Source organism: Halorhabdus salina (assembly GCF_013839425.1).
Classification (GTDB): Archaea; Halobacteriota; Halobacteria; order Halobacteriales; family Haloarculaceae; genus Halorhabdus; species Halorhabdus salina.
In genome coordinates, this window is sequence record NZ_JACDNP010000003.1 from 314270 (window position 1) to 339802 (window position 25533).

Below are 25533 nucleotides of genomic sequence, written 5' to 3' on the forward strand. Positions count from 1 at the left end.
CGTCCCAGAGGTATCGGCGGCAGCAGTATGTACTGACAGCAGATCCCCAATCACGACACGAGCCCACACCATTACGGTGCAATCGAGGAAAGCAGCTCTGGTATTTCTCAGGATACAGCCCCGACGGTACCGGAACGACTTACAGCAGCGGCCAGGAACTGACGCTGCTGGATCTTAGTGACTCGGCCCGTGACACACGTGTCTGTATGTCTCCGTTGTGTGGCTCCCTGGCCCGGCTCGATCTCTGGGGGCCGACTGGAAGGCCCCTGGACTGCCCAGTGGCGGCTATGGCCTGTGATTGGTCGAACAGAGCAGCCACTGCGAGTGCTCAGTCTTTTCCCCACTCCCACTCAGTGACTTCGACCTTCTCTTTGAGGTCTGTGAGCTGCCGGTCGATAGCTGTACTCTCGCCGACTGGCTGTGTTTCGACGATCTCCCGGGCCTGGCGGAGGCGCGCTATCGCCTGCTCGAAGTGACTCCGGGCTTCAGCGGTATCGGTCTCGAGTTGTCGCTCACCTGCTGCCTGGAGGGTGTCGGCGTGGCGCTTTAACGCGTCGACTGTCGCCTCGGCGATCTGTTCGATCTCCGAGAGCGGCAGGGAAAGCGAATCGACTGCCGTCTTCCAGTGGGCTTTACGAGCGGCCGTCACGCGCCGGTAGGTTTCGAGCCAGGAGTCGGCAGTCACCGCAGGGTCGTCACTCTCTGTTGCGTTCTCGTGTGCGGTACGGGTTGAATCGACATACGCCACAGCGAACTGTTCAACCTCGTTGGCCTTCTCGGTAACCTCGTCAGTCACTCCTCCAGACGGAGTATCGAGGTCAGCAAGCACATCCCGCACCGAATCCAGCGCGTCTACGGCCTCGACGTACGCTTCGCAGAATGTCGTGTACTCGTTCTGTTCGAGCGCCATCTCGGCCCGCTCGACTGTGTCGCTAACGCGGTCGATCCAAGCGTCGGCATACCGTCGGTTGAGTTCCGCATCGACGGTTTCAATCCGCTCGAGGAGCCGATCTGTCTGAACCTTCTCTCGTGTGACTGACTGGCGTGCGTCGGATAATTCTGATTGGATCTGGAGGCGAAGATATCCGATCTTTCCGCCCTCACGGACCTTCGATTCGAGTTCCTCGGTCATTTCCTTGGCCGACGAGATAGCGTCTTCGACATCAGAGTACGCCTCTGCCATCACCGTAATGTATTCTGCGACCGCTTCCGCATCGCCATGTGTGGGGGATACCCGGATCGACTGCTCTCCTTGCTCGACTACCAGAGTCGTATTTAGCAATCCGCTGTCGACTGCTGCTCGTGATATTGCTCGTAACTCAAACTCGATCTCGCAGTCAGAGGGTTGTTCTCCGAGAACGACCAACACGCGCTCATCGGTTGCGATCAGATAGGCATGATACTCACCGTCGGGTTCAACTGTGGTCGTTCGTTCTGCCGTCGCATATTCGACGCTTTCACCCACCAAGACGTCCCTGGCCTGCTCGTGTTCTTTCAGTAATCCTTCTATCGGACCGTTTCCCGAACCAGTCGTAGCAACGCTCCCTAGTGCTGTATCCGGCAACTCCTGTATGCTATCGAACATTCACATGCCCCTTCTTTGTAAGCAATAACGTGATAAAGTGTCCGGGGGGCTATAATATTACTGATGGGATTTATGTTACGACGCCGTGACTCAGATTTCTCATGATAGGTTTTGCCGCGGAACGCTTTTCCGCCGGTATCGCTAATCTGGACGTACCAATGGGCATCGGCGGCAGCGATATGTATCGACAGCAAATCCTCGATCACTACAAGAACCCACGCAATTACGGCGAGATCGAGGACGCGACGTTCACCCACGTCGGCGAGAACCCGATGTGTGGCGACACTATCGAGATGGATGTCGTCCTCGACGACGACGAAGAGACTATCGAAGCCATCGCGTTCCAGGGAGATGGCTGTGCGATCTCCCAGGCGTCGGCGTCGATGCTCTCGAAACGGCTTGAGGGCATGACGATCGAGGAGCTAGAGACGATGGACCGTGACGACGTCATCGACATGCTCGGCGTCGACATCTCTCCGATGCGCGTCAAGTGTGCCGTCCTGGCCGAAAAGGTCGCCCAAGACGGCGCGGAGATTTACTTCGGCGAGAAGGATCTCGAAGAGACGACCACCGAGGACGACGATCCCGAATAGCCAGCGTGAGTCAGTCCGAGGAGTCGACCACCGTTTTTTCGCCGTCGTCACCGACGAGCGTGACGTCGTGGTTCGTGTGACGCGCGTGCGTAGTGGCCCAGCGACGGGCCCCACGTTCTTCTAAGCGCTGTACTGATTCGGGACAGTGCCGACAATCGGCCTGCCAGACGGCAAGGCCATCCGGGAAGTGGCCGGTGTGCCGTTGATGATCGAGTGCGAACTGTTCGAGTGCCTGGTTGCCGACGGCCATCTCTTCGAGTTCGTACTCAAGTTCCCATTCGCGGTCACAGCGCTCGCAGGTGACGGTGGGCAGGTCGTCGACAACGTCCGGATCGGTCCCAAGGTCGTCGTCATCAGTCATATCTCAGCCTAGTGAGGCAAGCACTTGAGGGCTATCGTGTTTGTCAGGCAAGAAAGATGTGCCGTGGTCGATCGGCCAATACCTCCAACGACCACCTTTTTCCGTCGGGTGGCTCGCTATGCTCGCTACCGCTCGCGCAAAAATCTGGCCCAAAAAAGCGCTCGCTCCAACCGTCGCTCGCGCTACTATGCCAAGAAAACGTGGCGCGGCCGATCGGCCAATACCTCACGCCCCCACTCGACGGTCTCGCGGAAATCATCCGAACGGAAGAACACCATCGCGTCCTCGCGACTGGCCCAGTTCGAGGCGATGAACATGTCGTTTTCGTCCTCGTGGTTGACCAGCAAGGCGGTCCCGTAGTGGCCGTCCATCGACGCGAGTTTCTCACCGACAGTCTCGAAGGTCTCGACGAATTCCTCGCGGTAGTCCGGCTTGACGGTGTAGAACATCCCCATCGTACCAAAGCCCTCAGCCTCGTCGGCCCGACCCACGACGCCGGGCACGTCGGCGAGGGCATCACCGGCCGCCTGGGCCGCCGATTCAGTCTCCCAGAGACTGACGATCGCCGTCGGCTCGCTATCGTCGACGGCCGCAATCTCACCTGGCCCGGTCTCATAGACAGCCGTCTCGACGTGGTCGTCGTCTGTCCGGAAGGTCTCACGGAGGTCAGCGACGTCAGCCGTCAGTGACTCGATACCGGCCGTCGAATAGACGACCAATGCGTAGACGTCCTCGCCGTGGGGCTGGCCCGCGTAGACGTCATGTTCGGCGAGTTCGCGCCTGACAGCCGCAGTGTCCGTTTCGCTGTCGGAGTCAGTCCCGCGGTCGTCGCCTGTGGCACTTTTAGCGTTCTGGGCAGACGGGGCATCGTGAGGTTCCAAACCACCACCATACCGTTCGCTGATCTCCGGAAGGTCGCCCAGGAAGCCGGCAGCGGTTTCGGCGGCTTCCTCAGCCGTCCATAGCGATGCGACGGCAGACCGCCCGCTCGACGCCCGGACGAGCGTCGCGACGTGTCGATCGTAGTGATCGAAGTTCTCACGCAGCCCGGCGACGTCGTCAGCCAGTTCCGCCGCGTCGGCGTTGGAGTAAAAGAGGAGTCCGTACTCCCCGCCCTCGTAATCCTCCCCCTCCCGAATGCCAAGCTGGAACAGCCGTTGTTCGAGGTTGTCGATGGTGGCGTACTCGGCGTCCGAGACGTCAGGGCGAGCACCACCCCCCGGGTGTTCGTCGGCTCCCCCGCCGTCGTCATCGTCCGGTTCGGCATGGGGGTGGTCGTCGCCGGTCGGTTCGGCGTGGGGATGGTCGTCGGTTGTCGTCTCCCCGTGTGGGTGACCCGACGACTCGTCGTCGTTCTCGACGGCATCGGCCGGCGTCGCAGGCCCAGCCTGGCTGTCAGCAGCGTCGCCTGTCCCGGCGGCGATCGGATCCCCGGCGAGATATGATTCGAGATCCTCGGGAGCCAGTCGACGACCGACCGTGAAGGGGCCGAACTCGGCGTACTTCGAGCTGGACGGGTCAAAGCGCATCTCGTAGAGGAGATCCTTGACGTCGGTGAGATCGTCGGCCCACAGCGTCACGCCCCACTCCCAGTCGTCCAGGCCGATCGCACTGGAAATCATCTGGGTGACCTTGCCAGCGTAGTCCCGGCCGATATCCCCGTGGGCGTCCATGTGTTCGGCCCGCTCTTCGAAGGGGAGGTCATACCAGTTGTACTCCGGATCGCGCCGTTTGTCCATCGGATAGAAACTGACGTGCTCGGCGTCGGGAATATCGGGTTCGATCCGCGAGCGCATGTACTTCGCGAGGCCAGAACTCTCGTCGAGATCTCCCTCGAAGAACTCACGGGCGCGCTCGGAGTAGCCCGATGCTTCCGTCACCGAGACGAACGAATCAGTTCGCTCGGTGAAGCCGGCAAGCGTCGTCTGCTCGAAAGCTCGCTCCAGGTGGTCGAGGTCAGCGGTCGTCGGTCGAAGGTGGACGAACATGAGATCGGCTTCGTGACCCAGGACGCCGTAAACCGCCGATGCTCCTTCTTCAGCGTCGGTAACCGCAAGTGCCTCTTCCAGGTGCTCCTGGCCTTCCTGGAGGGCCGTATCCCGCGTTCGTTGGGGGGCGTCCCGCCAGTTGTCCCATGCGATCGTCCGGAAGTCGTGCAGTACGTACCACCCTTCTGCGGTGGGCGGTGCTTTTCGTCTACTCATGGTATTCGATGGTTCGGGCCTCTTGGTAAGGAACCTTGCCCTCCCGACAAAGCCGCCCCCTTCCGATCGACTGCTCGGGCTGCAGTCGAGGGGAGGGTTTTAACCGCCGACGGCGTCAGGCTGGACCGTGAGCGAGGACTGCGACGACGGGGAGTTGCTCGCCCTTTTAGAGGACGATTATGCCCGAGCGATCCTCGCAGCTACGAGTGCCCAACCTATGTCAGCCGAACGGCTCAGCGAGCGGTGTGACGCCTCGGATTCGACGATCTACCGGCGCGTCGACCGCCTGAAAGACCACGATCTGATCGACGAACAGACGCGGATCGATCCGGATGGCCACCACTACAGCGTCTACGTTTCACGGCTCCAGTCGCTAACCGTCACCTTCGATGACGGTGACTACCGGATCGACCTGCAACGACGCCAACCCGCCGAGGAGGATCCGGCGGACCGGTTCACCAGGATGTGGCAAGACCTATGACCGAGCTTGTCCCCGTCGAGATAGCTACGATCTCGATTCCGCTTGCCTCGGCCGCTCTTGGCCTGATAATCGGCTACCAAGCGTATCGCGGCTTTCGTCGCCACGACAACCCGTCGATGCGATACCTCTCGCTCGGGTTGATACTGCTGACGGCCGTCTCGTACTCGCTTGCAGCTTTCGGGACGCTGCTCATTCGCTGGCGGCTCCTGCCCTTTTCTGCCGAGACGCCACTACTGCTCGTCGCCCGAATCACGCAGTTCGCCGGCCTGGCGTTGATCACGTACTCGCTCTATCGACGCCCATAGTGCACACTCGGGTTGGGCACGCCCTTTGGCCGCTGAAATTGACGTCGCATGCGCTCATTCTGGAGCATGACTGGAACGGCTGTATGAATCACACCGGTCCAAACCAGCCGGTCACAACTGGTGAGTTCGATCGAAAAGCGGGCACAGGCAGTCCGTCGAATCGTCGACGGACGGGGCGGACGATCGATCGAGTGGAGGGCCGATCGCGTCAGCGTGAATCCGGCAATCTATCGTTGCGTCTGTTTCCCCTTAGTACACGAACCCGACCTTCCGGCCAGGCAGATCGGGGAAGGGTTTAAATACGTTCACGAGAGCAGAAGCGGCCCAAATAGCATGAGCATGAGGCTCCCGAACATCACCAGCCCCACCGAGACCGTCACGGCCCGGACTACCCAGTGCTTGGCAAGCGGCGTCCGAGCGGCAATCGCCTCCGTACTCGTCCGCAACAAGTGGCCGCCATCGAGCGGGAACAGTGGGATTAAGTTGAATACAGCCAGGTTGACATTGACCCAGGCGGTCCAAAAGAGGAGGTTCGCCAACGTGAATACGCCCCCGCCCAGGAACGCGAACGGCCCGGAGATCGTATAGAAGTTGGTTATCTGGCCGAGGAAACCGGCGAAGTTGTACGGAATCGCTGCATTCGCGACGGTGGCAAAGGGGAGCGTGACAATCGAGAGGATCTGGCGGCCCAAGGGGAGGTCCATATCCGTTCCGCCAGTGCCGCCAAGAATCGTCAAGTACGCCTCTGCAGGGTACTCGCGGATACCGAAGTCGTCGATGGCAATGCCGCTGATCCCCGGTTGAATACCGGTGACACCGAGAAATCCAGTGTCGTCGCGCGGATTCTTTCCGAGTCTGACGGAGAACGTGTCGGGGTGCCCCTCAACGTACGCCCGAACCTGAACTGACTGGTTGGGAACCGTCCGATCGAGGGCGTCTGCGAGATCAGTCTGAGAGATGATTCGCTCTCCATCGAAGTATGTGATGACAAGCGCGCCGCCGGCCGGTGCGCCCGCTCTGTCAAGCGGTTTGTCCGAAGCGACGCGACTCACGTATGCACCGATCGGTCCGGCAGTTTCGGTACCATTCTTCGTCTGGAGTGTCGCAACCGTTCGATTTTCGAGTGCGACTGTCAGCTCAGCCACCGTCGAGACAGGTGTGCCGTTGACGGCTACGATTCGATCGCCGCTGTCCACGGCGAGTGGCCCGTTCTCCAGCGCCGATGTGACGAAGATAGACCGCTCGATCTGGACGGACTGGCCGTCGTGTACAGAGAGAGAAACGGTCTGTTCGTCGGCGTCAGCGAGTGCTGCCGTCAGGTCAGTACTGTTCGAGACTGGTGTTCCGTCGACTCCGGTGATCACGTCACCTTGCCCGAGACCTGCGGTTTCGGCCGGCGAACCGGGAATCGCGCCGCCGACAGCCACACCGCCGACGGCCTGAATCGATCCGGCGACGGGACCAAACAACAACAATAGAGCGAGGATCGTCAGCACGAAATTGTTGGTGACGCCCGCCGCAAACATTCGCGTCTGGGCACCGCGATCGGCGTCTTGGCGGTCCTGTTCGTCAGGTTCGACGAACGCCCCGATCGGAATAATGGTGAACAGTGCCAGTCCCATCGAATCGATGTCGATGTTTTCGACCCGGCACAGTAGCCCGTGGCCCCCCTCGTGGACGACGAGTGCGAGGACCAGTCCGAAGATAATCTCGGGGGCCGCTGCCAGTGGCAGGAAGTCGTTGAACCCTGGGATCACCAGCGCGTTTTTCGGCTCCTGGATCGGGTTCGTGCCCGGTTGTTGGAGGCTCATTATCCCAGAGAACACGATCGTCAGGAACATGCCGACGAGGACGAGCAGGCCAAAGCCGACGCCGACGTTGGCCCAGGCTCGCCAGAACCGGTGGTGGCGAGCCAGCCGATCGAGCAGTGCTTTCCCACGTTCGGTGTGAACCGTCGTGATCGGCCCAGAGACATGCAAAAACGAGGGTAGATACCCGCGGCGTCGGAGGGCACCCATCCCAGCGACATAGGCGAGAACGCCAGCGAGGACTAGCGTGAGCGTATCGACCATCTACCGGAGTGACGGGTTCACCAGGCAAGAGAATTGCGTCCTCCCGCTTCTATCTCCATTTGGTACGCCGGTGTGGGATGCCCGGCCAGTACCTGATGAAGCTTTCTATGCGAGCACTTGCCCCGCGAACAACATCGCCATGAGACTGGCGAACATTACCAGCCCCACCGAGACCGTCACGGCCCGGACCGCCCAGCGCTCGTTCAGCCGCGTCCGGGCGACAACTGCCTCTGTACTTGCCCGCAACAGATGGCCGCCATCGAGTGGAAACAGTGGGATGAGGTTGAACAAGCCGACGTTGACGTTGATCCAGGCGGTCCAAAAGAGGATGTTTGCCAACGTGAACACGCCCCCGCCCAGGAACGCGAGCGGACCGGAAACTGTATAGAAGTTCGTCAACGGACCCAGGAAGCCGGCGAAGCCAAATGCACTTGGATCAAGCAGCGAGATGAACGGCACCATCAGAAACCAGAGGAACTGCTCGGCAAACGAAAACGAGGGCCCAGCCCCTTCACCACCAAGAACCGCGAGATTCCGTTCGGTCGGATACTGCTGGACGCCGAACCCGAAGTCGTCGACAGTAAGGCCCGAAAAGCCAGCCTGGAGCCCCGCAACGCCGAGGAACGCACTTCCGTCTTCCGGGTGTTCACCGAGTGTGACAGCATAACTCGACCGATCGCCGTCGACGAACGCTTCGACCGTGATCTCGTCACCGGGGGCCGTGCCGTTCAACGCCGAGAGCAGGTCCTGCCTGTGCAGCGTCCGTTCCCCGTCGACGTGGGTGATTACGGCCCCCCTTCCAGGAGAGGCACCGGCGGCTGCAAACGGCTCGCCTTCCAGGATTGTACTGACGTATGCCCCGACTGGTGCGGTCGTCTCGGTGCCGTTTGCGGTCCGGAGTGTCGCAACTGTCCGGTTCCCGACATCTTTGCGAAAGTCTCCGAGGGTCCTGATCGTGGTCCCATTGACACTGGCGATCGTGTCGTTGGCTGTGAGGTCGAAGGGGCTGTTGACGACCGCTCTTGTTACGATAACGGACCGTTCGAGCGTGACTGTCCCCTTCTCCCGGAGCGTGACCGTCGTCTCGTTGAGGTCCGTGATAACGTCTCCGCGTTCGATCCCGGTCTGGTCGGCCGGCGACCCCGCGAGAACTCCCCCAACTGCAACACCGTCGACAGCGTGGATCGACCCGGCGACCGGCCCGAACAACAGCATCAGGGCGAGAATTGTCAGTGCGAAATTGTTGGTCACGCCTGCGACGAACATCCGCATTTGGGCACCACGATCGGCATCCTGGCGGTTCTGTTTATCTGGATCGACGAACGCCCCGATCGGAATAATGGTGAACAGTGCCAGTCCCATCGAATCGATGTCGATGTTTTCGACCCGGCACAGCAGTCCGTGGCCCCCCTCGTGGACGATCAGTCCCAGAGCGAGTCCGAAGATAATCTCGGGGGCCGCTGCCAGTGGCAGGAAGTCGTTGACGCCCGGAATGACGAGGGCGTCGGTCGGTTCCCTGATCGGATTGGCCGCCGGTTGTTGGAGGGCGAGGGCCCCTGAGAGAACGACAGTGCCAAACATACCGACGAGCACGAGCAGGCCAAACCCGAGGCCAACGTTGGCCCAGGCCCGCCATACGCGTCGGTGACGAGCCAGCCAGTCGAGGAATGCCTTGCCACGCTCGGTATGGAGCGTCGTGATGGGTCCCGACACGCGGAGGTACGAGGGGAGATATCCCCACTGCTGGAGTGCCATCGCGGCAATCGAGTACGCAAGGATACCGACCAGTACCAGCGTGAGCGTCCCGACCATCGTATCGAACTGGAACGGCCCGGTTGTAAAGTACGTTCCGCTCGCGGTCAGCGATCGCGCCGCAATCGACCGACGACGAACTCACGATCGAGCGTCGCGAGGAATGGGCCAAGTTTCGGCCCTTCGTCGAGATCGAACAACAATCGGTAGCCGGCCGAAAAGAAGTCACCGACGTCCAGATCGTATTCGTCGGCAAGTTCGTAGATCCGGCCTTGGATAGCCTCACCGTCTGCGCCGTCGGCGACGAAGTCAGCGAGGGCATCGAGAGCAGCCGCCGTATCCGCATCGAAATCGACGGCTGGGAGCTCCTCGCGCTTGAGGTCGTAATTGAAGGCGTTGTCCGTCCGGCGCGCCCAGGTCCGGGCCTTCTCGACGCGAGCGAGTGCGTCTTCGACGGCCCACGCCGGCGCATCATCGGGAATGTGGCCTTCGCGCCGGGCGATCTCTTCGCGGAGTTCGGGGTCGTCGGTCATGGCCAGAACGGCGGCGAACGTGTAGGGAATCCGAACACGCCCCTCGCGTGGCTCGTCAACAGCGATCGGGTAGACCTGCTCGGCCCGCTCACGCTCGTCGGCGTCGGCCTCGATCTCATCGAAGTAAACCCGTTCCAGGCGGTCGAATTCGTCGACGAGCTGGTCAATGTGGGCGACGTTGAAATCGCGCTGCTTCCGGGGATCTTTACAGAAGAAATACCGGAAGACCTCCGATTCGAGTAGATCAAGCACTTCTTCGGCCGTGACGACGTTTCCAGCCGACGAAGACAGGGCGTCGCCATTGAGCGTGAACCACTCGTACACCATCGCGACTGGGGGCTGGACGTCCAGTACGTTCTGGGCGATGTCGACACCCGACGGCCAAGAGCCTTCGGCGTGATCCTTGCCGAAGGGCTCGAAGTCGACGTCAAGAACACTCCACTGGGCAGGCCACTCGAAGCGCCAGGGGAGCTTCCCTTCTCGCAGGCTGACTGTCCCCTCGTGGCCACACCCATCGATGGTCTCCTCGCCGACAGTGACGTCCTGACACGTATACGAGACTGTCCCTGCGTCGGGATCGACATCGGTGATGCCGTCCGTGAGCATCCCACAGGACTGGCACTCGGCCTGGAACGGGACGTAGGCCGCGTCGACACTGTTCTGGTAGTCGGCCAGCACTTCACGCGCTGATTGCTGGTTGTCGAGGATGTACTTAGTAATATCCTCGAACGTCCCGTCCGCGTAGAGGTCGGTATTCGAGACGACGTCGATCGGAATGTCGAGCAGGTCCGCACTGCGAGCCAGCAGCGTCGTAAAGTGCTCGCCGTAGGAGTCACAGCAACCGAACGGATCCGGGATCGCCGTGTAAGGTTTGCCTAGATTGCGCCCGAGCGCGCCTGCATCGACTTCGCCGAGTTCGACGACGTTCCAGTCGAGATCGGCAAGTCGGCGGGGAAGTTTCCGCAGTCGGTCCTTGTCGTCACTCGTGAACACCTGCCGAACGTTGTGCCCGCGATCGCGCAGGACTTCCGCGACGACATACCCCCGGACGATTTCGTTGAGGTGGCCAATGTGGGGGACGCCGGATGGCGAGACACCGCCCTTGATCACAATCGGTTCCGTCGGCTCGCGGGACTCGATGGCGTCCGCGACAGCCTCGCCCCAGAATGCGCGATCGCTCTCCTCGATTGTCGTGTATGGATCGTGATCAGTCATCGTCTCGTGTGAATCGGTGGCAATCACGTACTGCGTTTACGTTCAAATACATCGCACACATCACGACTCGCTGTCCGGGACGATCTCGGTCCCGTCGTGGTCGTCGTCCAGAACGGCACGGACGATTCGCTGGGGATCGTTGCCATCGAGGACGATCGCCCGGATTCCGGATCGCTGGATGAGTTTGGCAGCCAGTAAGTCGACAGGTGCGTTGCTCCCGGCGTTCATCTCGATACCGGCAATCACGTCGACCAGTTTGCCGACGGACAGTTCGTCGAACTTCGCGGCGTCGGGATCGACGTCCGGATCGGCACTGAACACGCCTGGAACACTCGTCGCGTAGACGAGCACATCCGCATTGACGTACTCGGCGAAAGCTGCACCCACGGCGTCGGTCGTCTGACCGGCAACCATGCCGCCCAGCACCGGCAGGTCGCCCCGTCGAAGGGCCTCACGTCCGGTTTCGTAGCTTTCGATCGGTTCGGGAGCGGCCCGATCGCCTAACGCTGCGATCAACAGCCTGGCGTTCAGCCGTGTCGCCGCGATCCCGATGTGATCGAGTTCCATCTCGTTGGCATCGAGTACCCGCGCTGCCCCGATGTAGTCCCTGGCGACGCTGCCACCGCCAGTGACAGCGCCGACCTCGTGGCCAGCAGCCGCCAATTCAGTCAAGGCTTCCGCGTGTTCGGCCACGCGTGCTTCGTTCAGATCGGGCGCGAGTACACTCCCACCGATCGAGACGACTATTTTCATTGGGTCGCCGTAGCTTCGATTCACTCTTAAGGGTTGTCAAGCAGTGTGTCTACGGTCCGTGTGAACCGACCGCTCGATGGGTGGCAAATTCGTTTCTTCCACTGTGAATCTGTCGATAATCTGTGGAATTTCGACGTTTTGCGTGTCATCAGTGCCACATATTTACTATAGTGTTCATAAGAAATAATCTCTAAAAGTCCTTTATAAAATTTTTTAGTGCCTCTGAAAACGCTATAAAATGTGCCAGTCCACTCCATCGAATGCTAAAACGTCCCGAACCAACTCGAAGCTTCACCCCTATATATACCCGTCTATCCAGTACAGGGTAGTGAGGTAACTCAAATGAGCGCAGAAATCCGGCCCTCCGGGGAACGTGGCGAGACCTCAACAGCAACCAAAGAAGAGCGACTCCGTTCGTTCCTCAAGCAGAAAGCCGCCGACGGAGAGATGTACTTCAAGAGCAAGTTCATTGCCGACGAGGTTAACCTTTCACCAAAGGAGATCGGAGCACTCATGGTGAAATTGCGTGAGTCGGCGAGTGACCTATCCGTCGAGAAGTGGTCGTACACGAGCGCCACCACCTGGCGCGTCGAACCAGCCTGAAGCGTCCACCATAACCACGTCTGACCTGTCCACCACGACCGCCCGAATGGTCCCCCCGCCAGGCAGTGCTCGTGTGCTGTTCCGGCTCAGCAGGGCGTCGGTGTTTTACGTGCGAAATTCCTTGTTCGAACACTGATGTCCGCCGAGGAGTCGTCCGAGGATCCACCTGATGTCGCCGACCTCGCGTCAGTCTTCCATACATATCGCGTCGAACGCGATGGGGAGACGGTACGATATATCGGTGAGCCGTTGGTCTCACTACGGGAGCTCGGTGACGAACTCGCCCCACAGTTTGCCCGTCGTGGCTACGAAATCACCGTCGAGCGACGCAACGAGCGGCGGGGCGCACCGGCCCCCTACGCGATTGTCGCTGAGCCCGAATCAGTCGGCTTCAACGGCGTCCCCTGGGGGAACGTGCTCATGTTCGTTCTCACGGTGGCCACGACGCTGTACGCGGGCACGTGGTGGTATCATATCGATCTGGCAGGCGATCCATTGGCGATCGTCGAGGCCTGGCCCTTTACCGCGGCTGTCCTGGGCGTCCTCGTAACTCACGAACTCGGCCACTACGTTGTCAGCCGCTACTACAGCGTCGATGCCAGTCTCCCGTACTTCATTCCGGTGCCGCCGCCGATCGGGACGATGGGAGCGATCATCCGAATGCGAGGGCGTATCCCCACGCGGAAGGCACTGTTCGATATCGGCATCGCCGGTCCGCTTGCCGGTCTGGCCGCGACAATCGTTGTGACGGTGATTGGATTGCAAATGGATCCCATCACCGTCCCGGGATCGGTCGCCCAGGCAGCCAGTCAGGGGGGCGGCTATATCCAGTTCAACGATCCACTGTTGATGGAGCTGTTGGCTGATCTGGTCGGGCAGCCGACCGACTACGTTGATGACCCGACCAGAGCGGTCAACCCGGTCGTCTTCGGTGGCTGGGTCGGCATGTTCGTGACATTCCTGAATCTGATCCCAGTCGGCCAACTCGACGGTGGGCACATTCTTCGTGCCGCACTCGGGAACCGCCACGAGACCGTCGCGGCGGCCATTCCAGGCCTGCTAATTGCGCTTGCGGCCGGGCTGTACTTCCTGACGAACTATTCACATTCAGTCGTACTGTGGGCGATCTGGGGTGTGATCGCGTTCGTCATGGTCCGGGCGGGGTCGGCGACACCACTCGACGAAGCGCCGATCGGCCCGTGGCGATGGGGACTGGCCGCGCTGACCTTCGCGCTGGGGGCGCTGTGTTTCATGCCGGTGCCGGTCGAGATCGTGCTGGCGTGATCACTCACCGTGCGTGTAGCCGCGATCCGGCATCGGATCGCCGTCGAACGTGATACCGTGACCAGCGTCGGTGACACGACCGATCGGCGTCAACGGGATCGAGACGGCGTCCCGGGCAGCTTCGAGTGACGATTCGGGAATGGTGCAGACGAGTTCGAAGTCCTCACCGCAAAACGCCCCCAGTTCCAGGCGGTCCTCGGGGCCGGTAGCGACGTCCTCGACGGCATCGTCGATCGGGAGCGGGGGGTCGACGGCAAAGCCGACGTCGCTCGCTTCGGCTAGCTGATGGAGCGATCGGGCGAGACCGTCACTTGAGTCCATCATCGCGCTCGCGTGCGTCGCGAGCGCCTGCCCCGCCCCAGTCCGTGGTTCGAACTGGAACAGTTCGTTTGCCCGATCGTGATCGCCGGCCTCGAACAATCGGAGCGCAGCGCCACTCCGGCCGAGCGTCCCGGTCACGCAGACGAAGTCCCCCGGTTGGGCACCCGACCGCGTTACCGGCGTGTCCGTTCGACCGACGGCAGCGGTCGCCGCCACAAACTCCGCGTGTTCGTCCAGATCGCCGCCCACGTACTCGCCGCCAGCGACCTCACAGACAGCTCTGGCCCCGTCGACGAACGCCAGTACGTCTTCGCGCTCGAAGGCCGGCGCACCGTACACGGCCACTGCTGCAACGGGTTCGGCACCCATCGCCGCGACGTCCGACAGCGACGCCCCGACAGCCCGCCAGCCGGCGGTGTACCGCGTCGTTCCGGTCGGGAAATCAGTCGACGCGTGCAGCATGTCGATGGTAACCACGAGACCGTCGAGGACGGCCGCGTCGTCACCGACGGGGCCGAGCCGTTCAGCGAGCATCGTCAGTGCCGTCCGCTCGTCCATATTTGTGGTTGGAGGGCTGCGGTACAAACACCCGGCGGTCCACTGTGGCGGCGTGTCGTCCTGATCCGGAGCCTTCAAATCGCCGCCCGCCATTCACCGTGGATATGGACGGCGACCGACGGACCACGATCGCCGGCTTTGCCGGTGCACTGCTCGTCTTAGCGGTCCTGTTCTGGTTCGTCGGCATCGGCGAGATAACCCAGATACTGTCCCAGGCCAAACTCCCTTACGTGGCTGCTGTGGTCGCCTTTGCGGTGCTGTGGATGTGCTGCTGGGGTATGTCACTGCACACGATTTTGCATGCACTGGGCTCGTCGATTCGCGCGCGCTCGGCAATCCTGGTGTTTACCGCGGCTGTGTTCTCGAACAACATTACGCCGTTCGGCCAGGCTGGCGGGGAGCCGGTGTCGGCGCTGTTGATCTCCGAAGCAGCCGACAGCGAGTACGAAACTGGACTGGCGGCGATCGCGAGCGTCGATACGCTCCATTTCGTGCCTTCAATCGGGCTGGCGACGATCGGCCTCGGAGCGTTTGCCGTGCGCTCGGTCTCGCTGGGTCGGAATCTTTACTTCGCTGCAACCGCCGTGAGCCTGTTGGCAACGGTGTTCCTCGGCGGTGCGCTGTTGGGCTGGCGCTACCGCTACGAGATCGAACAGACGGTGGTGCGTGTCGTCACCCCTCTGGTCCAGTGGCTATGGGGAGTACTCCCACGACTGGAACCGCCGACGCGTGAGGACGTCAAACAGAGTGTGGAAGGGTTTTTCACCGCGATCGATCGTGTCGCCGGCAGTCGCCGGACGATTTTGCTCGCGTCGCTGTACTCGACGGCCGGCTGGCTCTCGTTATCGACGGCACTGTGGCTCTCGCTGGCTTCGCTGGGCCACGCCGTTCCGTTCGTCGCTGCCCTAGTCGTCGTCCCAGTCGGTTCCGTTGCGGCGATCACACCGCTGCCCGGCGGGTTGGGCGGCACCGAAGCGGCGTTTATCGGGTTGCTCATCTCGACGACTGGTGTCACTACACCCGTCGCTGGCGCGGCGATCGTGATCTATCGTCTCGCAACGTACTGGTTACCGGTGGCCGTCGGTGGTACCACCGCGGCGATGTTAGGTGAACGACGCCGCCAGTCCGAGTGAGGCTTCAGGACCCATCTTCACGAGACGATGCGCTTAAATGACGCCACGGGGAAGAAGACGGTAATGGCGACACTCTACGACGTTCCGGCCGAGGACCTCATCGAGGCCGTTGCCGAGGAGCTACAGGCAGCAGACCCAATCGAAGCCCCCGAGTGGCTGGAGTACACCACGACCGGGACGGGGAAGGAACTGGCACCCGAACAGGACGACTTCTGGGAGCGCCGCGCCGGGAGTCTCCTGCGGAAGGTGGCCGTCGATGGGCCCGTCGGCGTTGGGACGCTCGCGACCGCCTACGGTGGCACCAAGCAAGGCTCGAACCGCTATCAGGTCCGCCCGAACCAGCAGGCTGATGGCAGTCGCAACATCGTCCGAACGGCCCTCCAGCAGCTCGAAGACGCCGGCTACGTCCTGACGGCTGAGGGCGAGGGGCGACGGATCACCGCCGACGGTCGTGCGCTGCTCGACGAGGTCGCCGAGGATGTCCTCGAAGATCTCGACGATCCCGCACTCGAACGGTACGCCTGATCGACGCCGTCGATCAACTATTGTCGCGGTAGCGTAATCGTTTTGGCCGATACCCGATAACAGTCACATACCATGAGCGAAGAGCCATCCGACGACGAAATGCAGCAACTCCGGGAGGAGCGAATGGAGCAGCTACGCGAGCAGGCAGACCAGCAAGAGGGTGGTGGGGGCGGTGGACGTGAAGCCGCCCAACAGCGCGCCGAGGCCCAGAAGAAGGCTGTCCTCCGGAAACACCTGACCGACGACGCCCGCAAGCGACTCAACACCCTCAAGATGTCCAAACCACAGGTTGCCGAGCAGGTCGAGAGCCAGATCGTGGCGATCGCCAAAAGCGGTCGTATCCAGGGCAAGATCGACGGCGACAAAATGCGAGAACTGTTACAGGAAATGACACCCGATTCGAAGAGCTTCGACATCAAGCGCCGGTAATGGACCTGGCGCTGTGTTTCAGCGGGGGGAAAGACTCGGCGCTGGCCGCGTTGCTCGCTGCCCCGTTTTTCGATGTGACGCTGGTTACGGTCTCGTTTGGCCTCACCGACGCCGCCGAACACGCTCGCGAGGCCGCCAGCGCACTCGAGTTCGACCACGAGACAGTAGTCCTCGATCGAGCTATCGCCGAGGAAGCGGTCGAACGCATGGTCGAAGATGGCTATCCACGCAGGGGGATTCAACACGTCCACGAAGCGACCCTCGAAGCCGTCGCGAAGACGGGCGTCGGCGCCGTCGGAGACGGAACCCGACGGGACGATCGAGCGCCGACGATATCGCGGGCCGTCGCCCAGAGTCTCGAAGACCGCCACGACATCGAGTACGTGGCGCCGCTGGCTGGCTACGGCCGAAGCGCCATCGATACCCTCACAGCCGAGCGACTGGCAATCGAGACGGGGCCGAGCGAATCGCTGGCCAAAGGCGACTACGAACACGAACTCCGGACGCTACTGGCGAGCGAACACGGCGAGACCGTCGTCGAGGATATCTTCCCCGAACACACCCAGTCCGTCGTCCGCGGTCGCCGGGCGTGATCGAAGACAGTACGGTCAGTTCGGGAGTCGATTCGAGTCGACAGAGACGATCCGAGCAAAGCGTGACCAGCCCCGTCAATCACTTCTAGGAATCTCCCAACCTTCGTTCAGGATGTCATCGACGGCATCGTTGAGGGTTCGCTCACGACGGTCGAGATGGACGTAGTTCATTCCTGTCCGGGCGGCGAACTCGCGGTCACTGTCGCGGTCGCCGACGTAGACGTACTCGCTGTCCCCGAGCGCGTCGGCAACGGGGTCGAACATCGCGGGATCGGGTTTGAGCTGCGCCAGTGCCGCCCGCGACTGGCCGCGCCCGACTGCGACGGCGAACTGGTCGGTCAAATCAGTCGTTTCGAGAAAGGCGTCGAGGACTGCCTGTGGCGAGTTGCTCACGCAGAACAGGGTTTCGTCCGTAACTCGATCAAGGGCAGCAAGATCATCGTACGGGGTGATCTCGCCGGTTCGAATCGCCTCGACTTTCGCCTGGGTATAGTTGCGGGTCCGGACCTCCCACAACCGGTCTGGATCGACACCAAAGTCGGCAGCGACCGATTGGAGGTCGGCGACGGCGGCCGGATAGAGTTGTTGTCGATTGGCTTCAATTTGGGCGATCCCGAGTTCCGCGAGCGCATCGTCGAGCCCACGATCGAGCCACGAGAGATCGGCCGCCGAATCGAGTAAGACGCCGTCGAGGTCGAAGCCGACGTTCATCGTCAGGGCCTCCGGCCGTGACGGCGAAAAGCCCACCGGACAGGCGAAAGCCCAAAGCCAGGGACGGTCGAATCTAGTCCGTGACCGCGAGACGCGCCTTCCGGATCGCCTACGACGGCCGCTCGTTTCACGGCTTCCAGCGCCAGCCCGACGTGGCGACCGTCTCCGATGCGATCCTCGACGCGCTCTGCTCCCTGGAGGTGATCGAAGAAACCGTCCCCCACTGGTACGCTGCCGCCGGTCGGACCGACGCTGGCGTCTCGGCGCTGGCCCAGACTGTGACGATCGATGGGCCAGCGTGGCTCTCACCCGCCGCGCTCAACAGCGAGTTGCCAGCGGCCGTCCGTGCCTGGGCAAGCGCCGACGTCCCCGCCGACTTCCACGCAACCCACGACGCTGTCGAACGCGAGTACACGTACCACCTCCACGCGCCAGCGGCGTCACTGTCTCGCGCCCGAGAGGCACTGTCGACGCTGTCCGGCGAGCACGACTTCCACAACTTCAGCCCGGACGAGACGGGAACAGTCCGGGACCTCACTAGTGACGTCGAGCGAGACGGGGAGTTCCTGGTCGTCACGGTCCGATCAGACGGGTTTCCGCGACAGTTCGTCCGACGGCTCCTCACCGTCGTCGAGACGGTGGCACGGGGTGTCGCCGGACACGAGCGAATCGAGAAACTGCTCGGCCCGGACCCCGTCGAGGGGCCGGATGGCGTCGCCCCGGCACCGCCGGAGCCACTCGTCTTGACGGATGTCGTCTATCCGGACCGCACGTTCGAGCGCGAGCCGGCCGCCGTCGACAGCACCCGTGACATCTTCGACCGATTGGCGATCGATCACCGCACGAACGCCCGAGTCGCGAGCTCGATCGCCGACGGTATTGACTACTAAGCGTCCGGAAAAAGCGAGAAAAGATTGTGCGGTCGCTATTCCATCGCGTCAGCCGTGACCAGCGTGTCGCCCTCGAGGTAATGTTCGATGTGGTGGGCGTCGTCCTCGACGGTGACGATATTCTCGCGGATGATCTCCGCCGTTGTCGGGTCGCCGAGACTGTCGAACAGTTCGACGTGTTCCCGGAGCGTCTCGATGATGTCACCGTACATCTTCAGGTCGTTTTCGAGAGAGGTCCGGATGTCGTAGACGTCTTCGTCCTCGGGTTCGACCGGCGCTTCGGCCTCAAGCGTCGCGCCACTGGCGTGGGGAACGCCACCGAGTGCTTGAACGCGCTCGGCGAGTTCGTCGGCAAAGGCCTCGGCGTTCTCCGCGGCGTCGCCCAGGAACAGATGAAGGTCCCGGAACTCAGCACCCTCGACGTTCCAGTGGTGTTTGCGTAGCTGGTGATAGAGGACGAACGTCGCCGCCAGATCCGTGTTCAGTGCCTCGACGATCTCCTCGGCTCGCTCCTCGTCCATCCGAAGGCCTTCGGAGCCTTCGACTTCCCCTTCCTGCTTGAGTACGCGTTTGTGACTACTCATACACGCATCCATTCCAGCGCCACCCACTTAAAGATTTCTCGTTCGAAAATTATCTTTCCCATCCCAAAAATATTCGTTCGTAAATAGCCGTTCTAATGTTTGCTCACCTCGTACTACCGGACGGCCCTCTGTCACGTTTCGGCGATGATACTCCCAAAAACTGTCGAGAGCAACCGGTACCTGAGACACTGATAACCCAAACCCACTGTTTCCGGCAATTCATGTGTGATACCTGGTTCGAATAACTTCTTTGAACGCAAATGTTTTTCAATACCTGGTACTATAGGATCATCCTACACACGGTGATCCATTGTGCCCGACATGCAAACGGCTGACATCGATACCGATCTCAGCCTATTCAAATACGACAATCTCTCGCAGTTGCCACCGACCTACCGGGACCTTGAGGCAGACGAGCGGGAGCGACGGATCGAAACGGCACTTTCGGAACTCGGCGACGACGTGGTCATTCTGGGCCACAATTACCAGCGACAGGAGATCGTCGAGCACGCAGACTTTATCGGTGACTCCTACCAACTGAGCAAGGAGGCCGCACAGTCCAACGCCGAGTACGTTATTTTCGGCGGCGTGACGTTCATGGCCGAGTCGGCGGACATCATCACCGACGACGACCAGCAAGTCATCCTCCCGAGCATGGAAGCGTCCTGCCCGATGGCGGGGATGGCCGAGGCCCTGCAGGTCGATTCGGCGTGGGCGAAACTCACGGCGGCGACCGACGACGAGGTCATCCCAATCTGTTACATGAACTCTTATGCAGACCTCAAAGCCTTCTGTGCCGAGCACGGCGGGCTGGTCTGTACCTCCTCGAACGCCGCCGACGCCTTCGAGTGGGCCTTCGAGCGCGGCGAGAAGGTCCTGTTCCTCCCTGACAAGCACCTCGGGACGAACACCGCCCACGAGCTCGGGCTGGAAGACGACATCCTCGTGTGGGATCCTTGGGCCGACGATACCGATAGCGAGGCGATCCGCGAAAACGACGTGATCCTCTGGGAGGGATACTGCCAGGTTCACGAGCGCTTCCGTGCCGAGCACATCGAGGACGTCAGGACAGACCAACCCGACGCGAACGTGATCGTCCACCCGGAGTGTCGCCGCGAGGTCGTCGAAGCGGCGGGTCACGTCGGCTCGACAGCGGACATCACACACGCGGTCGAGGAGGCCGAGCCCGGCGAGACGTGGGCGATCGGCACCGAGATTCACCTCGCCAAGCACCTCGATCGCTGGCACCCCGAGGTAGAGGTCGTTCCGCTGTGTGGCGACGCCTGTATGGACTGCAACGCCATGCGCCAGATCGATCCCAACTACCTGCTGTGGGTCCTCGAAGAGTTGGTCGAGGGCCGCGAGCAGAACGTCATCGACGTCGATCCGGCGACGGCCGATCGCGCCGAAACGGCACTCGATCGAATGTTGGAGCTGTAACCATGAAGGAACAGGAATCCACCGACGTGCTGGTCGTCGGCGGCGGTATCGCGGGGTGTGCGGCCGCACTTTCAGGGGCTCGCGACGGTGCTGACGTCACGTTAGCAACCAAAGCCCGCCGGCCAGAGGACGCTTCGACGTGGTGGGCACAGGGTGGCATCGCAATTTCCCGGGACGACCCCGAACAGTTTAAACAGGACATTATCGACGCCTCCGCTGGCACCGCCGACCCCGATGCAGCGGACGTCCTCGTCGAGAATGCCAACGACGCCGTCCGGGACGTCCTCGTCGAGACGCTGGAGGTGCCATTCGATACGGCAGGGGACACCGACGAAGACTTCGACTTCGGCCGCGAGGCCGCCCACGACGAGGATCGTATCCTCCACGTCGACGCCTCGACGGGGACCTACGTCCTCGAACGGTTCCTCGCGTTCGTCGACGACCACCCGGACATCCGCGTCCGCGACGACACCGCCGCCTTGGATCTCATCACCCACGAAGGAGAGGTCCGCGGGGCATATCTCGAATCAGATGGCGAAGTCTGGCCGGTTTTCGCCGGCGCGACCGTGCTGGCGACTGGCGGCATCGGCGACCTCTACCCCGCCTCAACGAATCCGACCGGGTCGACCGGCGATGGAATCGCGATGGCAGCACTGGCCGGCGCGGACGTTGCGGACATGGAGTTCGTCCAGTTCCATCCGACCGTCTACGTCGAGGACGGCGAGACGCTGCTGATCAGCGAGGCCGTCCGAGGCGAGGGCGCGATCCTCCGGAACGACTACGGCGAGCGATTCATGCCGGCCTACGACGAGGCCGCCGAACTCGCCCCACGCGACGTGGTTGCACGGGCAGTCAAACGGGAACGCCAGCTGAGCGGCGAGGTATATCTTGACGTCTCGCCCGTTGACTTCGCCGATCGGTTCCCAGACCTCCGAGAGCAGTGTGAACGCCGCGGGATCGACTGGGAGTCGGGTATTCCCGTCCAGCCGGCCCAGCACTTCCTCTGTGGTGGGGTCACTGTCGACGACCGGGGGCGAACCTCGCTCGATCGACTGTACGCCGCCGGTGAATGTGCCCACACCGGCGTCCACGGGGCCAATCGACTCGCGAGTACGAGCCTACTGGAGGGGCTCGTCTGGGGGCTGCGGACTGGTCAAGCGGCGGTCGGTCGTGACCCCGCGCCGATGGATGTCCCAGCCCTAGACGACCGCGATCCGTCCCTCCCTGACTCGTTCGCCCGCGAGAAGTTCACCCGACTTCGCCGTGTCATGAACGAGTACGTCGGCATCGAGCGAAATCCGGCGGAACTGGATCGTGCGCTCGGGGTACTCCGGCGACTGAAGGGCGAGGTCGATTCCTACGCCCGCACGCGAACGTCGCGGTCCCTCTACGAGCTCCGCAACGCCAGCGTCGTGGCCCTGTTGGTGGCACGCGCCGCAGCCGAAAACGACGAGAGCGTCGGGACGCACAATCTGATCGAACCCGACGCCCCGCTCGCGGAGTGAGATTCATGCTCACCGATTCGACGATCGAGACCTGGCTGCGCGAGGACGTGGGCCACCACGACGTGACGAACGACCTGCCGGGCGAGACAGCGGGCCGTCTCGTTGCCACTGAGGGCGGGGTCGCGGCGGGGATCGACGCCGCGAGTGCCGTCTTCGAGTACCTGGACTGTACGGTCGAGTCTGCTGTTGCGGACGGGACCTCGATCGAGTCGGGCGACGTGTTGCTGTCCGTGTCAGGGCCGACCCGGGACGTCCTTCGAGGTGAGCGTCCGGCCGTCAACATTGCTGCCCATGCCTCGGGAATCGCGACGAAGACCCGCCAGGCAGCCGACGCCGCGAGGGAAATGAGCGACGACGTCTCGATCGCTGGCACGCGGAAGACGACACCCGGCCTTCGCGGGGTCGAGAAGCGTGCGGTCGCGGCGGGCGGCGGCGACACACACCGACTGGATCTCTCTCAGATGGCGATGGTCAAGGACAATCACGTCGCCAAGATGGGACTGGGTGGGGCGATCGAACACGTCCGCGAGCGCGCCTCCTTCGCGACGCAGATCGAGGCAGAGGTCGAATCACCAGACGACGCACCGCGAGCCGCCGCGGCGGGGGCGGACATCGTGCTGCTCGACAATATGTCTCCCCAGGAGTGTGCACGAGCCGTCGAGCTTCTCGCCGAAAACAACCACGGCGACGTGCTCGCGGAGGCCAGCGGCGGAATTACGATCGAGACCGTCCCCGAGTATGCGGAGACTGGCGTGGACGTGATCTCGATGGGGTCGCTGACCCATTCCGCCCCGGCCGTGGATCTCTCCTTCCGGACGGACGAGGATTAGCCATCCAGCAAGCCGAGTTCGTCGGCGACCAGATCAGCCAGTTGGTCGGCCACGTCGGGATCAACCTCCGCGACCGGCTCGCCGTCGTGCATCCGCTCGTTGTGGGCCTCGAGTTGGTCAGCCAGATCCGACAGCGGGATCTGGGCAGTGGTCCCACATTCGTCACAGACGATCGGGACGCTGGACTCGTCGTCAGTCATTGGAACGGGATTCGACGGCCAGCGACAAAACGTCCCCGAATCAACGATTCCAAGCCGGGATCGAAAACACGGCAGCAAGACCCGGAAGCTATGACAGAGTGGTACCAGGAAAGTCGGCGGGAATGGTGCGTATGCGACGGTCTGTGGCAAATTTCGTCAAATCCATGCAACCAACGTCAGTGCGGGTCTTACCGCCGTCTCAACCCCCAACCGGACTGGACGTGTATACCACTTCAGAGCAGATTTAGATGTCTCCCAGCGAGTCCCACATCGATCCGGGCCAGTTCCTCGAAGACCTCCGGGCCTTCCAGTACCGGGAGGTGACCATGGCGCTGGCGACGCTATCGGTGATTGCCGGTTCGATCGTCTTCTTCCCTGGCGGTGGAGAGATGACCAGTGGCCTCCAGTCGGACGTTTCGGCGGAGATTCTGGTCGTCTTCGTCGGCGTGGCGATCCTCGCCGGCGCGATCAAGGGGATGATCGGGTTCGGGTACGCACTGATCGCAACGCCGATCTTCGCGTCGGTGATCGACCCGACGCTCGCCGTTGTGGTCCTCGCGATCCCGCCGTGGATGCTCAACATGTTCCAGGTTGGCGAGACCGACACCGGCATGGCGTTCATTCGAGAGGAATGGCTCTTGCTCGTCCTCGCGATCGCCGGCGCGGTCGTCGGCGTTGCCGTCCTCGATGCGGTCGAGACCGGCCCGCTCGTCCCGTTCCTGATCGGCCTCGTCGTCTTCGGATACGTCCTCTTCCAGGTCGGGCAGGGTTTCGTGACCGTCGAGAAGGCCCACCATCCCGTGGCAATGAGCATCGCCGGTGCGCTGGAGGGGTTCCTCCTGGCGGTCGCGAACCTCGGGCCGCTCCTGCCCGCCTACTTCCATACATTCGAGCGCGACACCGAGCGATACATCGGCGGGCTCTCGATGGTCCTGGGGGCGATCTTCACCGTCCGTATCCTCCAGATGGTGCTGTTCACCGATCTCATGACGCCCTACCGGTTGTGGCTGGGGTCGGTCATCGCCGTCGTGACGCTCATCGGACTGTTCGTCGGAACCTACCTCCGGCGGCTGGAAATCGACGAACAGCGGTTCAACTGGTTCGTAGTTGCACTGCTGTTCGTGATCGCGCTCAATATCTTCCGACAGACGATCCCGGCGCTGTTGCTATAAAAGAGACCAATGATATACACGCGGAATAGACAATTATTGTATATTTCACTGTCACATATACTCACACCTCATCTCCAATGAATGATTATAAGTTTATTGATAGTATAATTTTGGAGTGTACTTCCTGTTAAGCTGAAAACTGGAATCATCGTTGTTTCCCTCTTATCGGTAGTGTTCAGATAAGCTGGTTCCATGCGAAGGCGAAAGATCTGAGCCAGTCGTCAGCTGTTTCTACAGCGGTGTGACTGAAACAATTTGAGAACGAAGATGTCCGACGTTTTACCTCACGAAAGACACGTTCGACACTGTTCCGATTTCCAGAGCGTTCGTATTTGAAATCGAGGCCATGTCGGTTGCAAGCGTCTTTCAACGAGTGCGATCCATCGATAAGAAACATCGCGCGTTCAACGTCGTGTTTCTCAAGGAGCTCGTGGAAGAACGCGTGAGCGATAGCAGAATTTGTGGTCGGTTCAAGCTTTGTATGGAGTAATTCATTTGTTTCAGGATCGACGGCAGCGTACAGCCAGTATCGCTCATTGTCGAGTCGGATCACGGCCGCAACGTGATCCGGGCTTCGTCCAGTTTCGGGCTGTAGATCGGCCTTGTGAACCCAGTTATGAACAGTTGATCTCGCACGTTCGACACCAAATATCTCAAGAATCGAAACAGTATTCGAAAGCGACAATCCAGCAAGATGTAGCTGAATACTGAGCTTCATCAAAAATCGCGGTGTCGCTTCTCGCTCCACAAACTCTAAGTCGATCTGGTCGATACTACCGCTGAGGCGTGTGTTTTCGGGCATAGACACTTCGAAAACGCCACGCCTCACCCTTCAATCCTTACTGAACACCGCCCTCTTATCGATCAAAAGCCTCATGTGTCCGATAGGAAAAATGATGAC

26 protein-coding genes are annotated in these 25533 nt (G+C 61.5%); 14 read left to right on the top strand and 12 right to left on the bottom strand.

Annotated elements, in window-relative coordinates:
- Window positions 1-328: 328 nt before the first annotated feature.
- Window positions 329-1585 (bottom strand): hypothetical protein, encoded by a 1257-nt coding sequence (locus HZR20_RS06220; protein WP_181685717.1) that lies wholly within the window; start codon window positions 1583-1585, stop codon window positions 329-331.
- A 158-nt stretch (window positions 1586-1743) separates the two neighbouring features.
- On the opposite strand from HZR20_RS06220, the gene sufU reads away from it, so the two are divergent.
- On the top strand, window positions 1744-2178 hold the full coding sequence (sufU, locus tag HZR20_RS06225; RefSeq protein WP_181685718.1) for a Fe-S cluster assembly sulfur transfer protein SufU: 435 nt from the start codon (window positions 1744-1746) through the stop codon (window positions 2176-2178).
- Window positions 2179-2188: 10 nt separating this feature from the next.
- On the opposite strand, the gene HZR20_RS06230 is transcribed toward sufU, so the two are convergent.
- Together HZR20_RS06230 and HZR20_RS06235 are read right to left on the bottom strand one after the other, a co-directional pair.
- Window positions 2189-2539 (bottom strand): hypothetical protein, encoded by a 351-nt coding sequence (locus tag HZR20_RS06230; RefSeq protein WP_181685719.1) that lies wholly within the window; start codon window positions 2537-2539, stop codon window positions 2189-2191.
- Window positions 2540-2724: 185 nt separating this feature from the next.
- Window positions 2725-4743: a heme-binding protein gene (locus HZR20_RS06235; protein ID WP_181685720.1), complete on the bottom strand. Its 2019-nt coding sequence runs from the start codon at window positions 4741-4743 to the stop codon at window positions 2725-2727.
- Window positions 4744-4870: 127 nt separating this feature from the next.
- Here HZR20_RS06235 and HZR20_RS06240 point away from each other — a divergent pair, with 127 nt between their 5' ends.
- On the top strand, window positions 4871-5224 hold the full coding sequence (locus tag HZR20_RS06240; protein ID WP_181685721.1) for a winged helix-turn-helix domain-containing protein: 354 nt from the start codon (window positions 4871-4873) through the stop codon (window positions 5222-5224).
- Window positions 5221-5529 carry a DUF7521 family protein gene (locus HZR20_RS06245; RefSeq protein WP_181685722.1) on the top strand — a complete coding sequence of 103 codons (309 nt, stop codon included), beginning with the start codon at window positions 5221-5223 and terminating at the stop codon, window positions 5527-5529. Before HZR20_RS06240 ends, HZR20_RS06245 begins: the two co-directional genes overlap by 4 nt.
- A gap of 305 nt (window positions 5530-5834) precedes the next feature.
- Here the strand turns inward: HZR20_RS06245 and HZR20_RS06250 are convergent, their stop codons facing one another.
- The 4 genes from HZR20_RS06250 to pyrH form a co-directional block, all read right to left on the bottom strand.
- Complete coding sequence (locus tag HZR20_RS06250; RefSeq protein WP_181685723.1) at window positions 5835-7601, bottom strand: site-2 protease family protein; 1767 nt, start codon at window positions 7599-7601, stop codon at window positions 5835-5837.
- A gap of 105 nt (window positions 7602-7706) precedes the next feature.
- Entirely contained in the window at window positions 7707-9413 is a 1707-nt protein-coding gene (locus HZR20_RS06255; RefSeq protein ID WP_181685724.1) for a site-2 protease family protein, read from the bottom strand.
- 47 nt (window positions 9414-9460) lie between these two features.
- Window positions 9461-11101 (bottom strand): lysine--tRNA ligase, encoded by a 1641-nt coding sequence (gene lysS, locus HZR20_RS06260; protein ID WP_181685725.1) that lies wholly within the window; start codon window positions 11099-11101, stop codon window positions 9461-9463.
- Window positions 11102-11161: 60 nt separating this feature from the next.
- Window positions 11162-11854, bottom strand: a complete 693-nt coding sequence (pyrH, locus tag HZR20_RS06265; RefSeq protein WP_181685726.1) for a UMP kinase — start codon at window positions 11852-11854, stop codon at window positions 11162-11164.
- Window positions 11855-12196: 342 nt separating this feature from the next.
- On the opposite strand from pyrH, the gene HZR20_RS06270 reads away from it, so the two are divergent.
- Both HZR20_RS06270 and HZR20_RS06275 read left to right on the top strand, forming a co-directional pair.
- A complete protein-coding gene (locus HZR20_RS06270; protein ID WP_181685727.1) occupies window positions 12197-12457 on the top strand; it encodes a DUF7123 family protein in 261 nt (86 codons plus the stop codon).
- Between the two features lie 135 nt (window positions 12458-12592).
- Window positions 12593-13741: a site-2 protease family protein gene (locus tag HZR20_RS06275; RefSeq protein ID WP_181685728.1), complete on the top strand. Its 1149-nt coding sequence runs from the start codon at window positions 12593-12595 to the stop codon at window positions 13739-13741.
- Here HZR20_RS06275 and thiL read toward each other — a convergent pair whose 3' ends face one another.
- On the bottom strand, window positions 13742-14620 hold the full coding sequence (gene thiL, locus HZR20_RS06280; protein ID WP_181685729.1) for a thiamine-phosphate kinase: 879 nt from the start codon (window positions 14618-14620) through the stop codon (window positions 13742-13744).
- A gap of 104 nt (window positions 14621-14724) precedes the next feature.
- On the opposite strand from thiL, the gene HZR20_RS06285 reads away from it, so the two are divergent.
- The 4 genes from HZR20_RS06285 (at window position 14725) to HZR20_RS06300 (ending at window position 17300) form a co-directional block, all read left to right on the top strand.
- Window positions 14725-15753 (top strand): lysylphosphatidylglycerol synthase transmembrane domain-containing protein, encoded by a 1029-nt coding sequence (locus HZR20_RS06285; protein ID WP_181685730.1) that lies wholly within the window; start codon window positions 14725-14727, stop codon window positions 15751-15753.
- Between the two features lie 63 nt (window positions 15754-15816).
- Window positions 15817-16278 (top strand): 30S ribosomal protein S19e, encoded by a 462-nt coding sequence (locus tag HZR20_RS06290; protein WP_181685731.1) that lies wholly within the window; start codon window positions 15817-15819, stop codon window positions 16276-16278.
- A gap of 72 nt (window positions 16279-16350) precedes the next feature.
- Window positions 16351-16707: a DNA-binding protein gene (locus HZR20_RS06295; RefSeq protein ID WP_181685732.1), complete on the top strand. Its 357-nt coding sequence runs from the start codon at window positions 16351-16353 to the stop codon at window positions 16705-16707.
- Window positions 16707-17300 (top strand): DUF7411 family protein, encoded by a 594-nt coding sequence (locus HZR20_RS06300; RefSeq protein WP_181685733.1) that lies wholly within the window; start codon window positions 16707-16709, stop codon window positions 17298-17300. Before HZR20_RS06295 ends, HZR20_RS06300 begins: the two co-directional genes overlap by 1 nt.
- 75 nt (window positions 17301-17375) lie before the next feature.
- Here HZR20_RS06300 and HZR20_RS06305 read toward each other — a convergent pair whose 3' ends face one another.
- Window positions 17376-18011, bottom strand: a complete 636-nt coding sequence (locus tag HZR20_RS06305; RefSeq protein ID WP_181685734.1) for an HAD family hydrolase — start codon at window positions 18009-18011, stop codon at window positions 17376-17378.
- An 80-nt stretch (window positions 18012-18091) separates the two neighbouring features.
- Between HZR20_RS06305 and truA the strand changes: the two genes are divergently transcribed.
- A complete protein-coding gene (gene truA / locus HZR20_RS06310) occupies window positions 18092-18901 on the top strand; it encodes a tRNA pseudouridine(38-40) synthase TruA (RefSeq protein ID WP_181685735.1) in 810 nt (269 codons plus the stop codon).
- Window positions 18902-18936: 35 nt separating this feature from the next.
- On the opposite strand, the gene dpsA is transcribed toward truA, so the two are convergent.
- Window positions 18937-19485 (bottom strand): DNA starvation/stationary phase protection protein DpsA, encoded by a 549-nt coding sequence (gene dpsA, locus HZR20_RS06315; protein ID WP_181685736.1) that lies wholly within the window; start codon window positions 19483-19485, stop codon window positions 18937-18939.
- 321 nt (window positions 19486-19806) lie between these two features.
- Here dpsA and nadA point away from each other — a divergent pair, with 321 nt between their 5' ends.
- From nadA to nadC, 3 genes are read left to right on the top strand one after another with little or no spacing between them, the layout of a single operon-like run.
- Entirely contained in the window at window positions 19807-20925 is a 1119-nt protein-coding gene (gene nadA / locus HZR20_RS06320; RefSeq protein ID WP_181685737.1) for a quinolinate synthase NadA, read from the top strand.
- Between the two features lie 2 nt (window positions 20926-20927).
- Window positions 20928-22430: an L-aspartate oxidase gene (locus tag HZR20_RS06325; RefSeq protein WP_181685738.1), complete on the top strand. Its 1503-nt coding sequence runs from the start codon at window positions 20928-20930 to the stop codon at window positions 22428-22430.
- A 5-nt stretch (window positions 22431-22435) separates the two neighbouring features.
- Window positions 22436-23260 carry a carboxylating nicotinate-nucleotide diphosphorylase gene (nadC, locus tag HZR20_RS06330; RefSeq protein WP_181685739.1) on the top strand — a complete coding sequence of 275 codons (825 nt, stop codon included), beginning with the start codon at window positions 22436-22438 and terminating at the stop codon, window positions 23258-23260.
- On the opposite strand, the gene HZR20_RS06335 is transcribed toward nadC, so the two are convergent.
- Entirely contained in the window at window positions 23257-23460 is a 204-nt protein-coding gene (locus HZR20_RS06335; RefSeq protein WP_181685740.1) for a hypothetical protein, read from the bottom strand. The two genes, nadC and HZR20_RS06335, sit on opposite strands and share 4 nt — an antisense overlap.
- A 248-nt stretch (window positions 23461-23708) precedes the next feature.
- Between HZR20_RS06335 and HZR20_RS06340 the strand changes: the two genes are divergently transcribed.
- Window positions 23709-24632 carry a sulfite exporter TauE/SafE family protein gene (locus HZR20_RS06340; RefSeq protein ID WP_181685741.1) on the top strand — a complete coding sequence of 308 codons (924 nt, stop codon included), beginning with the start codon at window positions 23709-23711 and terminating at the stop codon, window positions 24630-24632.
- Window positions 24633-24807: 175 nt separating this feature from the next.
- Here the strand turns inward: HZR20_RS06340 and HZR20_RS06345 are convergent, their stop codons facing one another.
- Window positions 24808-25434: an IS6 family transposase gene (locus HZR20_RS06345; RefSeq protein ID WP_181685742.1), complete on the bottom strand. Its 627-nt coding sequence runs from the start codon at window positions 25432-25434 to the stop codon at window positions 24808-24810.
- Between the last annotated feature and the right edge of the window lie 99 nt (window positions 25435-25533).

What these genes read in the sequence shown, in the direction of transcription:
- HZR20_RS06220 (WP_181685717.1), bottom strand. Translation starts at nt 1,585, where the DNA reads ATGTTCGATAGCATACAGGAGTTGCCGGATACAGCACTAGGGAGCGTT.
- sufU (WP_181685718.1), top strand. Translation starts at nt 1,744, where the DNA reads ATGGGCATCGGCGGCAGCGATATGTATCGACAGCAAATCCTCGATCAC.
- HZR20_RS06230 (WP_181685719.1), bottom strand. Translation starts at nt 2,539, where the DNA reads ATGACTGATGACGACGACCTTGGGACCGATCCGGACGTTGTCGACGAC.
- HZR20_RS06235 (WP_181685720.1), bottom strand. Translation starts at nt 4,743, where the DNA reads ATGAGTAGACGAAAAGCACCGCCCACCGCAGAAGGGTGGTACGTACTG.
- HZR20_RS06245 (WP_181685722.1), top strand. Translation starts at nt 5,221, where the DNA reads ATGACCGAGCTTGTCCCCGTCGAGATAGCTACGATCTCGATTCCGCTT.
- HZR20_RS06250 (WP_181685723.1), bottom strand. Translation starts at nt 7,601, where the DNA reads ATGGTCGATACGCTCACGCTAGTCCTCGCTGGCGTTCTCGCCTATGTC.
- HZR20_RS06255 (WP_181685724.1), bottom strand. Translation starts at nt 9,413, where the DNA reads ATGGTCGGGACGCTCACGCTGGTACTGGTCGGTATCCTTGCGTACTCG.
- lysS (WP_181685725.1), bottom strand. Translation starts at nt 11,101, where the DNA reads ATGACTGATCACGATCCATACACGACAATCGAGGAGAGCGATCGCGCA.
- pyrH (WP_181685726.1), bottom strand. Translation starts at nt 11,854, where the DNA reads ATGAAAATAGTCGTCTCGATCGGTGGGAGTGTACTCGCGCCCGATCTG.
- HZR20_RS06270 (WP_181685727.1), top strand. Translation starts at nt 12,197, where the DNA reads ATGAGCGCAGAAATCCGGCCCTCCGGGGAACGTGGCGAGACCTCAACA.
- HZR20_RS06275 (WP_181685728.1), top strand. Translation starts at nt 12,593, where the DNA reads ATGTCCGCCGAGGAGTCGTCCGAGGATCCACCTGATGTCGCCGACCTC.
- thiL (WP_181685729.1), bottom strand. Translation starts at nt 14,620, where the DNA reads ATGGACGAGCGGACGGCACTGACGATGCTCGCTGAACGGCTCGGCCCC.
- HZR20_RS06285 (WP_181685730.1), top strand. Translation starts at nt 14,725, where the DNA reads ATGGACGGCGACCGACGGACCACGATCGCCGGCTTTGCCGGTGCACTG.
- HZR20_RS06290 (WP_181685731.1), top strand. Translation starts at nt 15,817, where the DNA reads ATGGCGACACTCTACGACGTTCCGGCCGAGGACCTCATCGAGGCCGTT.
- HZR20_RS06295 (WP_181685732.1), top strand. Translation starts at nt 16,351, where the DNA reads ATGAGCGAAGAGCCATCCGACGACGAAATGCAGCAACTCCGGGAGGAG.
- HZR20_RS06300 (WP_181685733.1), top strand. Translation starts at nt 16,707, where the DNA reads ATGGACCTGGCGCTGTGTTTCAGCGGGGGGAAAGACTCGGCGCTGGCC.
- HZR20_RS06305 (WP_181685734.1), bottom strand. Translation starts at nt 18,011, where the DNA reads ATGAACGTCGGCTTCGACCTCGACGGCGTCTTACTCGATTCGGCGGCC.
- dpsA (WP_181685736.1), bottom strand. Translation starts at nt 19,485, where the DNA reads ATGAGTAGTCACAAACGCGTACTCAAGCAGGAAGGGGAAGTCGAAGGC.
- nadA (WP_181685737.1), top strand. Translation starts at nt 19,807, where the DNA reads ATGCAAACGGCTGACATCGATACCGATCTCAGCCTATTCAAATACGAC.
- HZR20_RS06325 (WP_181685738.1), top strand. Translation starts at nt 20,928, where the DNA reads ATGAAGGAACAGGAATCCACCGACGTGCTGGTCGTCGGCGGCGGTATC.
- nadC (WP_181685739.1), top strand. Translation starts at nt 22,436, where the DNA reads ATGCTCACCGATTCGACGATCGAGACCTGGCTGCGCGAGGACGTGGGC.
- HZR20_RS06335 (WP_181685740.1), bottom strand. Translation starts at nt 23,460, where the DNA reads ATGACTGACGACGAGTCCAGCGTCCCGATCGTCTGTGACGAATGTGGG.
- HZR20_RS06340 (WP_181685741.1), top strand. Translation starts at nt 23,709, where the DNA reads ATGTCTCCCAGCGAGTCCCACATCGATCCGGGCCAGTTCCTCGAAGAC.
- HZR20_RS06345 (WP_181685742.1), bottom strand. Translation starts at nt 25,434, where the DNA reads ATGCCCGAAAACACACGCCTCAGCGGTAGTATCGACCAGATCGACTTA.